Annotated in this window: 11 protein-coding genes; 2 read left to right on the forward strand and 9 right to left on the reverse strand. The window is 69.9% G+C overall.

Going from position 1 to position 13,001, the window contains the following annotated elements; all coding sequences use genetic code 11:
- Positions 1-13 precede the first annotated feature (13 nt).
- The 9 genes from JNX00_RS12530 to JNX00_RS12570 form a co-directional block, all read right to left on the reverse strand.
- Positions 14-1,663, reverse strand: a complete 1,650-nt coding sequence (locus JNX00_RS12530) for an isovaleryl-CoA dehydrogenase (RefSeq protein ID WP_070398390.1) — start codon at positions 1,661-1,663, stop codon at positions 14-16.
- Positions 1,647-1,796 carry a hypothetical protein gene (locus tag JNX00_RS12535; protein WP_204742495.1) on the reverse strand — a complete coding sequence of 50 codons (150 nt, stop codon included), beginning with the start codon at positions 1,794-1,796 and terminating at the stop codon, positions 1,647-1,649. The genes JNX00_RS12530 and JNX00_RS12535 overlap by 17 nt, the downstream gene beginning before the upstream one ends.
- A 7-nt stretch (positions 1,797-1,803) precedes the next feature.
- Positions 1,804-2,820 carry an NADP-dependent oxidoreductase gene (locus JNX00_RS12540; protein WP_204742496.1) on the reverse strand — a complete coding sequence of 339 codons (1,017 nt, stop codon included), beginning with the start codon at positions 2,818-2,820 and terminating at the stop codon, positions 1,804-1,806.
- A 17-nt stretch (positions 2,821-2,837) separates the two neighbouring features.
- The gene (locus tag JNX00_RS12545) at positions 2,838-3,269 is read right to left on the reverse strand and encodes a PaaI family thioesterase (RefSeq protein ID WP_139146973.1); all 432 of its coding nucleotides are present in this window, start codon (positions 3,267-3,269) and stop codon (positions 2,838-2,840) included.
- Positions 3,266-4,057: an SDR family oxidoreductase gene (locus JNX00_RS12550; protein WP_204742497.1), complete on the reverse strand. Its 792-nt coding sequence runs from the start codon at positions 4,055-4,057 to the stop codon at positions 3,266-3,268. Before JNX00_RS12550 ends, JNX00_RS12545 begins: the two co-directional genes overlap by 4 nt.
- A 102-nt stretch (positions 4,058-4,159) precedes the next feature.
- On the reverse strand, positions 4,160-5,983 hold the full coding sequence (locus JNX00_RS12555; RefSeq protein ID WP_204742498.1) for an acyl-CoA dehydrogenase: 1,824 nt from the start codon (positions 5,981-5,983) through the stop codon (positions 4,160-4,162).
- Positions 5,984-5,996: 13 nt separating this feature from the next.
- The gene (locus JNX00_RS12560; protein WP_070398385.1) at positions 5,997-6,434 is read right to left on the reverse strand and encodes a PaaI family thioesterase; all 438 of its coding nucleotides are present in this window, start codon (positions 6,432-6,434) and stop codon (positions 5,997-5,999) included.
- A 14-nt stretch (positions 6,435-6,448) separates the two neighbouring features.
- Positions 6,449-7,624: an acetyl-CoA C-acyltransferase gene (locus JNX00_RS12565; protein ID WP_204742499.1), complete on the reverse strand. Its 1,176-nt coding sequence runs from the start codon at positions 7,622-7,624 to the stop codon at positions 6,449-6,451.
- 28 nt (positions 7,625-7,652) lie between these two features.
- Positions 7,653-9,767, reverse strand: a complete 2,115-nt coding sequence (locus JNX00_RS12570; RefSeq protein WP_204742500.1) for a 3-hydroxyacyl-CoA dehydrogenase NAD-binding domain-containing protein — start codon at positions 9,765-9,767, stop codon at positions 7,653-7,655.
- A gap of 363 nt (positions 9,768-10,130) precedes the next feature.
- Between JNX00_RS12570 and JNX00_RS12575 the strand changes: the two genes are divergently transcribed.
- Positions 10,131-10,835 (forward strand): hypothetical protein, encoded by a 705-nt coding sequence (locus JNX00_RS12575; protein WP_204742501.1) that lies wholly within the window; start codon positions 10,131-10,133, stop codon positions 10,833-10,835.
- A gap of 88 nt (positions 10,836-10,923) precedes the next feature.
- Positions 10,924-12,996, forward strand: coding sequence for a response regulator (locus JNX00_RS12580; protein ID WP_204742502.1), 2,073 nt, complete (start codon positions 10,924-10,926; stop codon positions 12,994-12,996).
- Positions 12,997-13,001 lie beyond the last annotated feature (5 nt).

The raw sequence follows: 13,001 nt of genomic DNA on the forward strand, positions 1-13,001 counted from the left end.
CTCGTTCATCGGGTCAGCGCGGCATGGCCCGCTCGATGATGGCGTCGACCCCGGTGCCGGCGGACAGCGAACCGAAGCTGTGGCCCCAGTGCCCGCCCAGCCGCGAATCGCAGAAGGCGTTGAACACGGCGGCCGGCGCGGTCTGCGCCAGCAGCGCGGCCTGCACGGCCAGCGCCACGTCCTGCGCCAGGCGGCGGGCCTCCATCTCGGTGGCCATTTCTTCCACGCGCAGCGGCAGGCGCGCGGCCAGGTGGTCCAGCGCGGCGTGCTGGCCCCTGGCGGGCGCCAGCTCCTGCGCCAGCGCGGCGGCGGCATCGGCCTTGCGGATGGCCCGCAGCAGGTCCAGCGCCATGATGTTGCCGGCGCCTTCCCAGATGGAGTTGAGCGGCATCTCGCGGTAGATGCGGGCCATGATGCCCTCACCGCCCTCTTCCACGTAGCCGTTGCCACCCAGGCACTCCATGGCCTCCTGCGCGAAGTGGCTGCCGCGCTTGCAGATCCAGAACTTGGCCACCGGCGTCAGCAGGCGGGCCATCACCTGCTCGTGCGGGTCGTGCTGGCGGTCGAAGGCGCGCGCCAGGCGCAGCGCCAGCGCGGTGGCGGCTTCGGATTCGAGCGCGAGGTCGGCCAGCACGTTCTTCATCAGCGGCTGGTCGATGAGGAACTTGCCGAAGGCCTTGCGCTGCGTGGTGTGGTTGAGCGCGATGGACAGGGCCTGGCGCATCAGCCCGCTGGTGCCCAGGGCGCAGTCCAGGCGCGTCATGGTGCCCATGGCCAGGATCTGCGGCACGCCGCGCCCTTCCTCGCCCACCAGCCAGGCCGTGGCGCCCAGGAACTCCACCTCGGAGCTGGCGTTGGCCTTGTTGCCCAGCTTGTCCTTCAGGCGCTGGATGCGGATGGCATTGAGCGAGCCGTCGGGCAATACGCGCGGCAGGAACAGGCAGCTCAGGCCGCTGGCGGTCTGCGCGAGGATGAGGAAAGCGTCGCACATGGGCGCCGAGAAGAACCACTTGTGGCCGGTGACCGCGAAGCGCTGGCCCCAGCCGTCGCGGCCCGCGGGCTCGGCGCGCGTGGTGTTGGCCCGCACGTCGGAGCCGCCCTGCTTCTCGGTCATGCCCATGCCCATGGTGGCACCGGGCTTGTCGCGCCAGAGCTTCAGCGCGGGGTCGTAGTCGCGGCTGGTGAGCTGCGGCGCCCAGTCGCGGTAGATGGCGGCGTTGTCCTGCAGCGCGGGCGTGACCGCGTAGCTCATGGAGATGGGGCACAGCACCGAGGGCTCCAGCTCGGTGAACAGCATGAAGCCAGCGGCGCGGCGCAGGTGGGCGTTGCCGCTCGCCTGTTCCGCGGCGCCAAAGGCGGCGCCATGCAGGCCGGCGCCCACCGCCTCGCGCATCAGCGCGTGGTAGCTGGGGTGGAACTCCACCTGGTCGATGCGCTCGCCCACGCGGCTGTGGGTCTTGAGCTGCGGCGTGAACACGTTGGCCAGGCGCGCATGGGCCTGCATCCCGGCGCTGCCCACGGTGGCGCCCAGGGCGCGCAGGCCGGCGGTGTCCAGCCCCGGCGCGTTGAAGGCCAGCGCGGCCTGCAGCGCGCGGTTGGTGTCGAAGAGGTTGACGTCCACCAGCGGCGCGGGCTGGTTAAAGACTTCATGCGTGGACAGCATGTCGGGCCTTTCTCGTGGCAAAGATCAGGGACCAGGTCTGGTGGACATCGCGCACCTCGGCGGCGTGGAGCGCGCCCTTCTCGCGCAGCAGGGCCTCGCGAAACGCCTCACCGAGCGCCGGCGCCACGTGCATGGCCGCCTCAGACCAGCTTGACCAGCTGCTTGCCGAAGTTCTTGCCCTTGAGCAGGCCCAGGAAGGCCTCGGGCGCAGCGGCGATGCCCTGCGCGACGGTCTCGCGCGGGCGCAGCTTGCCGGTGCCCACCAAGGTGCCCAGCTCCTTGAGCGCCTCGGGCCAGACCTCCATGTGCTCGCTGACGATGAAGCCCTCGACCTTGAGCCGGTTGACCAGGATGAGCGCCGGGTTGGCCAGCGGCAGCGGCTGGCCGTCGTAGCCGGCGATCATGCCGCACACGGCGATGCGGCCGAAGGCGTTCATGCGCAGCAGCACGGCGTCCAGGACCATGCCGCCCACGTTCTCGAAGTAGCCATCGATGCCGTTCGGGCAGGCCTCCTTGAGCGCCTTGGCCAGCGAGTACATGTCCTTGTGCAGGCGGTAGTCGATGCAGGCGTCGAAGCCCAGCTCTTGCACGGCGTATTGGCATTTCTCGGGTCCGCCCGCGATGCCCACCGCGCGGCAGCCGCGCGCCTTGGCCAGCGCACCGAAGGCGCTGCCCACGGCGCCCGTGGCCGCGCTCACCACCACGGTGTCGCCGGCCTTGGGGTTGATGATCTTCACCAGGCCGTACCAGGCCGTCACGCCGGGCATGCCCACGGCGCCCAGGTAGTGGCTCAGCGGCACATGGGTGGTGTCCACCTTGCGCAGCGCGCCGGGCTGCTCGGCATCGACCACGCTGTACTCCTGCCAGCCGCCCATGCCCACCACCTGGTCGCCGACGGCGTACCTGGGGTGCTTCGATTCGGCCACCACGCCCACGGTGCCGCCGATCATCACCTCGCCCAGAGGCTGGGAGGCGGCGTAGCTCTTGCTGTCGTTCATGCGGCCGCGCATGTACGGGTCCAGGCTGAGGAAGTGGTGCCGCACCAGCACCTGGCCGTCTTTGAGCGGGGGTGTCTCGGTGCTGACGAGCTTGAAGTTGTCGACGGAGGCCTCGCCCTTGGGGCGGTTGTCGAGCAGGATCTGGCGGTTGGTGGGCATGGGGGTCTCCCGTTGGGTCAGTCGGTGGGGATGCGGTTGAGCGGGTTCACGCGGCCCGGTCCCGTGGGCAGGCGCGGCACGAACTTGAAGGTGCCCGTGGCGTGGCTGCACAGCTGGCCGCCGGCGTCGAGCACGCGGCCCTCGGTGAAGGCCATGGTGGCGGTTCGGTGCAGCACCAGGCCGCGCGCCAGCAGCGGGCCCTTGGCGGCGCGCACGAAGCTGGTTTTCATCTCGATGGTGACGCAGCCCATGTCGGGCTGCAAGGAACGCGCGGCGTGCGCCATCACCACGTCCAGCAGGGTCATGCCGACGCCGCCATGCACCACGTCGAAGGAGTTCAGGTGCTCGGGCGCGGGGTCGTAGGCCATCTGGGCTTCGCCGCCCTCCATGCGCTCGAGGCGAAAGCCGAGCAGATCGACAAAGGGAATGCGTACCGAGAATTCCATCAACCGCCCGTGATGATCGAGACGCCGCCGTCCACGGCCAGCCATTGGCCGGTGATGTGCTTGCCGGCGTCGCTGGCGTACAGCACGGTCAGGCCCTTCAGGTCCTCGTCGTCGCCCAGGCGGCCCAGCGGGGCGTGCGCGGCCAGCTTGTCCTCGCCCATGGCCTTGAGCGTGCCCTGGGTCATCTTGCTGGGAAAGAAACCCGGACAGATGGCGTTGACGCGGATGCCATGGTCGCCCCACTCGGCCGCCAGCGCGCGCGTGAAGTTGATGACCGCGCCCTTGGAGGTGTTGTAGGCGATGGTCTTCATGCCGCGCGGGTTGCCGCCCAGGCCGGCGATGGAGGCGGTGTTGATGATGCTGCCGCCCTTGCGCGGGATCATGCTGCGGCGCGCGACCTCCTGGGCCAGGATGAAGTAGCTGCGCACGTTGAGGTCCATGACCTTGTCCCAGGCGTCCACCGGGTGGTCCTCGGCCGGCGCGCCCCAGGCCGCGCCCGCGTTGTTCACCAGGATGTCGATATGGCCCAGGCGCCGCATCGCCTCGTCGACCAGCCGGCGGCACTCGTCCTCGCTCTGGCCGTCGGCGGCCACCCATTCGGCGGCGATGCCGGCGGCCGTGAGTTCCGCGCAGGCCTCCTCCAGGTCCTTGGCCTTGCGCGAGCTGATCAGCACGCGCGCGCCGGCCTCGCCCAGCGCATGCGCCATCTGCAGGCCCAGGCCGCGCGAGCCACCGGTGATGAGGGCGGTGCGGCCCTTGAGGTCGAAGAGTTGGGAGAGGGTGCGGGTCATGTCTGGTCTGCCTCGTGTGTGGTTCGGGGTGGCGGAAACCGGGTCATTGTGGACCGTGGCGCGGCGCCTGTGTGTCGCCCGGGTGGCGCCGGCGCGCCGGGCTCAGAACGCCTCTTCCGGCAGCTCGGCGCAGGTCGGGTCGCGCCGGCTCACCACGGCGAGCCAGGCGCCGGTCTTGGGCAGCTCGTAGTGGAAGAAGAAGCGCGCGGCAGCCAGCCGCCCGGTGCGCGCCGCGCCCTCGGGCGCGGCCTGCGCGGCCAGGGCCACGTCCAGCCAGACCCAGGCCAGCACCGTGTGGCCGAAGGCCTGCAGGTAGGGCACGGCGTTGGCCAGGGCCTCGGCCGGGTCGCCGGTGGCCCAGGCGGCCTGGGTGGCCGCGCCCAGCTGCGCCAGGGCCTGGCCCAGCGCGTTGGCGTGCGCGGCCAGAGCGGGCACCTGAAGGGCGCGCTCGATGGTGGCGTTGAAACGCTTGGCCAGCAGCTGCAGGCCGCGGCCGTTCTCCATCAGCACCTTGCGGCCCAGCAGGTCCATGGCCTGGATGCCGTGCGTGCCCTCGTGAATCATGTTCAGGCGGTTGTCGCGCCAGTACTGTTCCACCGGAAAGTCGCGCGTGTAACCGTAGCCGCCGTGCACCTGGATGGCCAGGCTGTTGGCCTCCAGGCACCACTCGCTGGGCCAGCTCTTGGCGATGGGCGTGAGCACCTCCAGCAGCAGCCGCGCCTCGTCGGCGGCCTCGGGCGCACCGGTGTGCTGCTCGTCCACCAGGCGCGCGCAGTACAGCTCCAGCGCCAGCGCGCCCTCGCAGTAGCTCTTCTGCGCGAGCAGCATGCGCTTGACGTCGGCGTGTTCGATGATGCGGCTCTGCGGCCGGCTCGGGTCCTTGCCCTGCGGCCCCACGGGGCGGCCCTGCGGGCGGTTCTTCGCGTAGTCCAGGCTGGCGTGGTAGCCCGCCATGCCCAGCATGGTGGCCGCCATGCCCACACCGATGCGGGCCTCGTTCATCATGTGGAACATGCAGCGCAGGCCCTCGCCGGGCTGGCCCACCAGGTAGCCGATGGCGCCGGCCGCGCCCCGCACCGGGAAGCGGCCCTCGCCGAAATTGAGCAGCGTATTGGTGGTGCCGCGCCAGCCGCACTTGTGGTTCAGGCCGGCCAGGGCCACGTCGTTGCGCTCGCCGGTGAGTCGCGCGTCGGCGTCCACCAGCTTCTTGGGCACCACGAACAGCGAGATGCCCTTCACCCCCGGCGGCAGCTTGCCGTCCGGCCCGGGGATCTTGGCCAGCACCAGGTGAACGATGTTCTCGGTCAGTTCGTGCTCGCCGGCCGAGATCCACATCTTGTTGCCCTTGAGCCGAAAGCGCGGGCCCAGCGGGTCGTCCATGAAGCCCTCGCCGTCGGGCACGGCGCGCGTGGCCACGTCGCTCAGGCTGGAGCCGGCCTGCGGTTCGCTCAGGCACATGGTGCCGGACCAGCGGCCCGCGAACTCGTTGAGCGCGAACACGCGCTTCTGCGCCTCGGTGCCGTGCGCCATCAGCAGGTTGGCGTTGCCCACGGTGAGCATGCCGCTGCCGATGCTGACCGAGGCCATGGCGAAGAAGGCGTTGGCCGCCGCCTCCACCGTGTAGGGCAGCTGCATGCCGCCGATGGCGTAATCCTGCGCGGCGCTGAGCATGCCGCTTTCGGCATAGGCCTGGTGCGCGTCGTGCGTGGCCTGCGGCAGCACCACGCGCTCGCCGTCGAAGTGCGGCTCCTGCGTGTCCACCGTGCGGTTGAAGGGTGCGTACTTTTCGCGCGCGATGCGCTCGCAGGTATCGAGCACGGCGTCGAAGGTCTCGCGGCTGTGGTCGGCGAAGCGCTCGCGCTGGTTCAGCGCCTCGACCCCCAGCCAGTCGTTGAGCAGGAAATCGACGGTGGGGCGAAGGCTCATGACAGGTCTCTCGTCAGGTTCTGGGTGGCAAGGCGGCGATGGTGCCCTGCGCCACGGCGCACAGCTTCTCCTCGCCATCCCGCAGCACGAACACGTCGCAGCGGCACACGGCCTGGTTGCGGCCGGTGTGCACCGCCTCGGCGCGCGCGATCAGGCGCTCGCCCACCGCGGGCCTCAGGTAGTTGATCTTGAATTCGCTCGTGACCACGGGCACGCGCATGGCCGTGCCACCCGCGTAGGTGAGTGCGTTGTCGGCGGCGTAGCTCACCACACCGCCGTGCACGAAGCCGTTCTGCTGCTTCACCGCCTCGCCGATCGGCACCTGCAGCTCGCAGCGCCCGGGCGTGAGCGCTGCGAGCTCGGCGCCGATCAGGCGCGAGAACGGCTGCTGCGCGAGCAGCTCACGTCCCATGGCCAGGAACACCTCGGGGCTCACGCCGGCGGCGTCCATGGCGGCGCGTGCGCTTACAGGACCTCGAACACGCCGGCGGCACCCATGCCGCCGCCGATGCACATGGTCACGCAGACGCGCTTGGCGCCGCGGCGCTTGCCTTCGATCAGCGCGTGGCCGGTCAGGCGCTGGCCCGACACGCCGTAGGGGTGGCCCACGGCGATGGCGCCGCCGTTGACGTTCAGGCGGTCGGCTGGAATGCCCAGCTTGTCGCGGCAGTAGATCACCTGCACCGCGAAGGCCTCGTTGAGCTCCCACAGGTCGATGTCGCTGACCTTCAGGCCCAGCTTCTTGAGCACCTTGGGCACGGCGAAGACCGGGCCGATGCCCATCTCGTCGGGCTCGCAGCCGGCCACGGCGAAGCCCAGGAAGCGGCCGATGGGCTTGAGGTTGTGGGAAGCGGCGTACTGCTCGCTCACCACCACGCAGGCGCCGGCGCCGTCGCTGAACTGGCTGGCGTTGCCGGCCGTGATGACACCGCCGGGCAGCGCCGGCTTGATGCCGCTGATGCCCTCTTTCGTCGTGCCCTCGCGCAGGCCCTCGTCGGCGCCCACGGTCACCTTCTTGGTGATCAGGCCCATCGTCTTGTCGGCCACGCCGGCGGTCACCGTGATGGGGGCGATCTCGTCGTTGAACTTGCCGGCGGCCTGGGCCGCGCAGGCCTTTTGCTGGCTGGCGGCGCCGTATTCGTCCATGGCGTCGCGCGAGATGTTGTAACGCTTGGCCACCTGTTCGGCGGTCTGCAGCATGCTCCAGTAGATCTCGGGCTTCTTCTTGTCGAGGTCGAGGTCGCGCAGCATGTGCAGGTTCATCTCCTGCTGCACGCAGGAGATGCTCTCCACCCCGCCCGCCACGTAGACATCGCCCTCCCCGGCGATCACGCGCTGGGCGGCCAGGGCGATGGTCTGCAGGCCGGAGGAACAGAAGCGGTTGACGGTCATGCCCGACACGCTCACGGGCAGGTCGGCCATCAGCGCGATCTGGCGCGCGATGTTGGCGCCGGTGGCGCCCTCGGGGTTGGCGCAGCCCATGATCACGTCCTCGACGGCGGCGCCCTCCACGCCCGCGCGCTCCAGCGCGGCGCGGACGGCGTGGCCACCCAGGGTGGCGCCGTGGGTCATGTTGAAGGCGCCCTTCCAGCTCTTGGTCAGCGGCGTGCGGGCGGTGGAAACGATGACGGCGTTGCTCATGTGATATCTCCTGATTCGGTGCGGGCCATCAGCCGTTGAAATTCTTGCCTTCGGCGACCAGCCGCTGAATGAGCGGGGCGGGCTGCCAGAAGGCCGCGTCGTCGAGCGGGTTCTTCTGGAAGCGCTTCATGGCCTGCATCACGTTGAACAGGCCCACCTCGTCCGCGTACTTCAGCGGGCCGCCGCGGTGCACCGGGAAGCCGTAGCCGAAGATGTAGACCACGTCGATGTCGCTGGCCTTGTTGGCGATGCCCTCTTCCAGGATGTGCGCGGCCTCGTTCACCAGCGAGAACACCAGGCGCTGCACGATCTCCTCGTCGGAAATCTTGCGCGGCGTGATGCCCAGCGCCTGGCGGTGCTCGGCGATCATCTGCTCGACCTCGGCGTTCGGGATGGCGTCGCGCTTGCCCGGCTTGTAGTCGTACCAGCCCTTGCCCACCTTCTGGCCGAAGCGGCCCTTCTCGCACAGCAGGTCGGCGGTCTTGCTGTATTTCATGTCGGGCTTTTCCTGGTAGCGGCGCTTGCGGATCGCCCAACCGATGTCGTTGCCCGCCAGGTCGCCCATGCGGAAGGGCCCCATGGCGAAGCCGAACTTCTCGATCGCGCGGTCGACCTGCGCGGGCGTGCAGCCCTCATCGAGCAGGAAGCCGCCCTGGCGGCCGTACTGCTCAATCATGCGGTTGCCGATGAAGCCGTCGCAGACGCCGGACACCACCGCCGTCTTCTTGATCTTCTTGGCGACGGCCATCACGGTGGCCATCACGTCCTTGCCGGTCTTGTCGCCGCGCACCACCTCCAGCAGCTTCATCACGTTGGCGGGGCTGAAGAAGTGCAAGCCCACCACGTCCTGCGGGCGTTGGGTGAAGGCGGCGATCTTGTTCAGGTCCAGCGTGGAGGTGTTGGACGCCAGGATCGCGCCGGGCTTCATCACCTCGTCGAGCTTCTTGAACACGGTCTCCTTGACGCCGATGTCCTCGAACACGGCCTCGATCACGAGGTCGGCGTCCTTGATGTCCGCATAGTCCACCGTGGTCTTGAGCAGGCCCATGCGCTGGTCGAGCTTGTCCTGCTTGAGCTTGCCCTTCTTCACCTGGGCCTCGTAGTTGCCGCGCATCACGCCGACGCCGCGGTCCAGGGCCTCCTGCTTCATCTCCAGGAGGGTCACGGGAATGCCCGCGTTCAGGAAGTTCATGGAGATGCCGCCGCCCATGGTGCCGGCGCCGATGACGGCCACTTTTTCGATCTTGCGCTGGGGCGTGTCTTCCGGCACGTCGGGGATCTTGCTGGCCGCGCGCTCGGCCATGAAGAGGTGGCGCAGCGCACGGCACTCGGGCGTCCACATCAGGTTGATGAACATCTCCCGTTCGGTGGCCATGCCCTGCTCGAACTTCTGCTTGGTCGCGGCCTCGACCGCGTCCACGCACTTGGCGGGTGCGGGGAAGTGCTTGGCCATGCCCTTGACCATGTTGCGCGCGAACTGGAAGTAGGCGTCGCCGTCCTTGTGTTTGCAAGGCAGGTGGCGCACCAGGGGCAGCGGGCTGCCGTCCGCGTGCTTGGCGGCCACTTCCCGGGCCAGGGCGAAGGCTTCTTCCAGCAGGGTTTCGGGGCTGCTGGCCATCTTGTCGAACAGCCGCTGGCCGGGCAGTTGGGCCAGCATCTCGCTCTTCACGGGCTCGCCGCTCACGATCATGTTGAGCGCGGCCTCCACGCCCAGCACGCGCGGCAGGCGCTGCGTGCCGCCGGCGCCAGGGATCAGGCCCAGCTTCACCTCGGGCAGCGCGATGTTGGCGCCCGGTGCGGCGATGCGGTAGTGGCAGCCGAGCGAGAGCTCCAGCCCGCCGCCCATGGCCACGCTGTGGATCGCGGCCACCACGGGCTTGCTGCAGTTCTCCACCGCCAGGATCACGCTCAGCAGGTTGGGTTCGGCCAGCGCCTTGGGCGTGCCGAACTCCTTGATGTCCGCGCCGCCCGAAAAGGCCTTGCCGGCGCCGGTGAGCACGATGGCCTTGACGGCCGGATCGGCCTGCGCCTGCTCCAGACCGTTCGTGATGCCCAGGCGGGTGGCCAGGCCCAGCCCGTTGACCGGCGGGTTGTTCAGCGTGATGAGGGCGATGTCTCCGTGGACCTTGTACTCAGCCGTCATGTGGGTTCCTTCGATGGCGGTTTTGGGAAAAGAACGATCGTTCGATTTTGGCATTCTAGAAAGACCCTTCGGGGGCGCCAAACGGGTTTGTCGCGGTCGGGACAAAACGCCCGGGCGCACCTTCTCGCTACGCCTGGCAGCTCGCACCGCCAAAACGAATACGGCTGTGCTAATCGGCCCGCGCTTTGCCGCTGCCCGCTTCAAAAGCCGGAGCAGCGCGCGCGCCGCCGAACTGCGTAGGACCCACGCGACACCGGGGTTTCTCGGCGCGTCACGTGAGACAAGGGCCATTGACAATCTCAAAGTGCCAACTTTGGCACACCTCGCCGCCCCCGTTCGTCGCCTTTCGTTTGGAGAACCCTCATGGACATGATTCAGACCCTGACCACCATCGCATCTTCCCCGACCAACGGACACGCCTTCGGGCAAGCCGTGGTCCCCTGGTCCGCACCCGGTGCTGCGCCCTGGCAGGCGCCAGAGCCCCTGAGCGCGCTCGTGCTGCCCACGCGCGCCGACCGCATGCGCATCGCCCACCTGCGCGACCTGGCCGACTTCAAGTCGGAGTACCTGCTGGACCCGGGCCTGGCCGCGCTGGAAGACAGCAAAGACGACGCGGGCGTGGTCATGGCGCTGATGCGCGGCCACGAGGCCATCGCCACCATCCGCTTCATTCCCTCGGGCCACGGTTTGACGCTGACCGAGCGCTTCTGGTCCGACCTGGTCACCAACCCCGCCATCCTGGGGCGCAACAGCTGGGAAGTCGGCCGCCTGGTGATGGCGCCCGAGCACCGCCGCGCCGACCTGCTGACGCCGCTGCTGCGCCTGTCCCTGATGGAGCTGATGCGCCGCGAGCCGGTGGAGCACATGCATGGGTCCTGCGTCATGCGCATGACCCGCCTGTACCGCCGCTTCGGCTTCCAGATCCACGCCCTGCGCAGCCAGGCCGGCCTGGACTGCGCGCTGGTGGAGGCGACGCTGGAAGCCTCCATGCGCGCCTTCCACATCGACGAACCCGTCACCGCACCCGCCCCGCTCGAGGCCCGCGGCGAGGCGCTGCTGCTACAGTGAGCCGAGCACCAGCGGCCCGTGCGACAGCGGCGGGCCGCGCCTCCCCCCGGGCCGGCAAGGGGGATGACATCGCGAGGCGAGGAGACGCATGAGCAAACGCGGGGGGAGTCTGTTCGACCGCTACCGGGCCCACCACGAGCTGGACCGGCCACTGCTGCAATGGATCGGCGTGGTGGGTGTCGTTGCCTTCCCTATCCTGTACCTGCTGCGCCGCGCGGCCGCCGACAGCGGCTACGACGACCTGTGGTGGCGCCTGCCCGCCGTCGTCCTGTGCCTCGGCCTGGCCCTGCGCCGCTGGTGGCCCGAGCGCCTCAAGCCCTACTACATCGTCTACTCGTGGTGGGTGGTGTTCTACTGCCTGTCCTTCCTCATGTCGTACACCATGCTGCGCAACGGCGGCGGCACGCCCTTCGTGGTGAACATGGTGATGTGCGCGGTGCTCATCGTGCTGCTGGCCGACTGGCGCAACAGCGTCGCCATCCTGCTGCTGGGCTACGCGCTGGCGCTGGCCCTGTTCTTCCTGCTGGCGCCCCACCCCGTCGTGCCGCGCGACTTCGTCTTCGCCGCCGGCGGCTCGGCCCTGCTGGTGGCGGGCGGAGCCCTGTCGCACCAGGGCCAGAAGCGCGTCGAGCTCGAGCGCATGCGGCGCGTGTACATCGGCCTGGCGGGGTCCGTGGCGCACGAAATGCGCACCCCGCTCGCCCAGGTGCGCCACGCGCTCGACAACATCGCCAGCGCCCTCGGCCGCCGCGGCGCGGGCCAGCCCGTGGCGCTCACGCCGCCCCAGGTGCAGCAGATGCTGACCCATGTCCAGCAAGGCCACGAGGCCATCGCGCGCGGCCTGCAGGCGATCGAGCTCACCCTCAAGCAGTTGCAGCCCGACGCGCCCGACCAGGGCCGGCTGCACACGCTGTCGGCCGCCGACGCCGTGCGCCAGGCCGTGGACCGTTTCGCCTACGACGCCGCCGATCAGCGCGGGCGCGTGCAGGTGGTGGTCGAGCAGGACTTCCGCTTCCGCGCCGACCCCACCGCGGTGGAGCTGGTCTTTTTCAATCTGCTGAAGAACGCGCTGTACTACGCGCCCCTGCACCCGGAGATGACGGTGCGCTTCACGGTCAGCACCCAGCCGGTGCCCAGCGTCGTGGTGCGAGACAGCGGTCCGGGCATCGTGCCCGAATTCGTCTCCCACCTGTTCGAGGAATTCCAGACCACCGGCAAGGCCGAGGGCACGGGCCTGGGCCTGTCCTTCTGCCGCCGCGTCATGCGCGGCCTGGGCGGCGACATCGAGTGCCGCTCCGAGTGGGGCCATTTCACCGAGTTCACGCTGCGCTTCCCGCTGGCGCCCGCCGGCGCGCCGGTCACCACGGTGGCCCCGGCCAGCGTGGCCCTGGCCGGCCGCAGCGTGCTGATCGTCGACGATCAGCCCCTCAACCGCACCATCGCGCGCGCCCTGGTGGGCGAACTGGGCCTCACGGTGATGGAGGCCGAGCACGGCCAGCAGGCGCTGGACATGCTGCAGGCGGGCCAATTGCCCGACGCCATCCTCATGGACATCAACATGCCGGGGCTCGACGGCATCGCCGCCACGCGGCGCCTGCGCGCCCTGCCCGGCGACGCCGGCCGCGTGCCCGTGCTGGCGCTCACCGCCAACGACTCGGCGGCCGTGCAGGCCCGCGCGAGCCAGGCCGGCATGCAGGGCGTGCTGGGCAAGCCCATCGACCCCGCCGCGCTGCAGCGCGCGCTGAGCGCCGCGCTGGAGGGCCGCAGCACCGCGCCCGCGGCGCCGCCACCGGCGCCCGCGGCCGACCTGCTCAGCACCACGCGCATCGAGAACTTCCGTCGCCTCGGCCTGCTGGACGACCTGCTGCCGCGCGCCTTGCTGGACCTGCGGCGCCACGTTCAATCACTGGAGCAGGCGGCCACCTCGGACGACCGGGAAGGCGTGTCGGCCGCGCTGCACGCCCTGGTGGGCCTGGCCGGTGAGGTGGGCGCCCAGGCCCTGCACGCCCGCGCGCGCGAACGCTACGCGGGTTGGCTGGAAGGCCAGCGGCCCGGCGGCGAGGCTTGGACGCGGGAACTGCGGGAGCTGCTGGAGGCCACCGAGCGGGCGCTGTGGCAGTACTGCGGCGTGCGCGCCGAGCGCGTGCCCCCCCTCGCCTGAACGCT

The organism is Hydrogenophaga sp. YM1, from assembly GCF_016903055.1.
Taxonomy (GTDB): Bacteria; Pseudomonadota; Gammaproteobacteria; order Burkholderiales; family Burkholderiaceae_C; genus Hydrogenophaga; species Hydrogenophaga borbori.

Bases quoted from the DNA above. Each gene is read 5' to 3' on its own strand.
- JNX00_RS12575 (WP_204742501.1), top strand. From the start codon at position 10,131: ATGGACATGATTCAGACCCTGACCACCATCGCATCTTCCCCGACCAAC.
- JNX00_RS12535 (WP_204742495.1), bottom strand. From the start codon at position 1,796: ATGCACGTGGCGCCGGCGCTCGGTGAGGCGTTTCGCGAGGCCCTGCTG.
- JNX00_RS12555 (WP_204742498.1), bottom strand. From the start codon at position 5,983: ATGAGCCTTCGCCCCACCGTCGATTTCCTGCTCAACGACTGGCTGGGG.
- JNX00_RS12570 (WP_204742500.1), bottom strand. From the start codon at position 9,767: ATGACGGCTGAGTACAAGGTCCACGGAGACATCGCCCTCATCACGCTG.
- JNX00_RS12565 (WP_204742499.1), bottom strand. From the start codon at position 7,624: ATGAGCAACGCCGTCATCGTTTCCACCGCCCGCACGCCGCTGACCAAG.
- JNX00_RS12530 (WP_070398390.1), bottom strand. From the start codon at position 1,663: ATGCTGTCCACGCATGAAGTCTTTAACCAGCCCGCGCCGCTGGTGGAC.
- JNX00_RS12580 (WP_204742502.1), top strand. From the start codon at position 10,924: ATGAGCAAACGCGGGGGGAGTCTGTTCGACCGCTACCGGGCCCACCAC.
- JNX00_RS12540 (WP_204742496.1), bottom strand. From the start codon at position 2,820: ATGCCCACCAACCGCCAGATCCTGCTCGACAACCGCCCCAAGGGCGAG.
- JNX00_RS12560 (WP_070398385.1), bottom strand. From the start codon at position 6,434: ATGGACGCCGCCGGCGTGAGCCCCGAGGTGTTCCTGGCCATGGGACGT.
- JNX00_RS12550 (WP_204742497.1), bottom strand. From the start codon at position 4,057: ATGACCCGCACCCTCTCCCAACTCTTCGACCTCAAGGGCCGCACCGCC.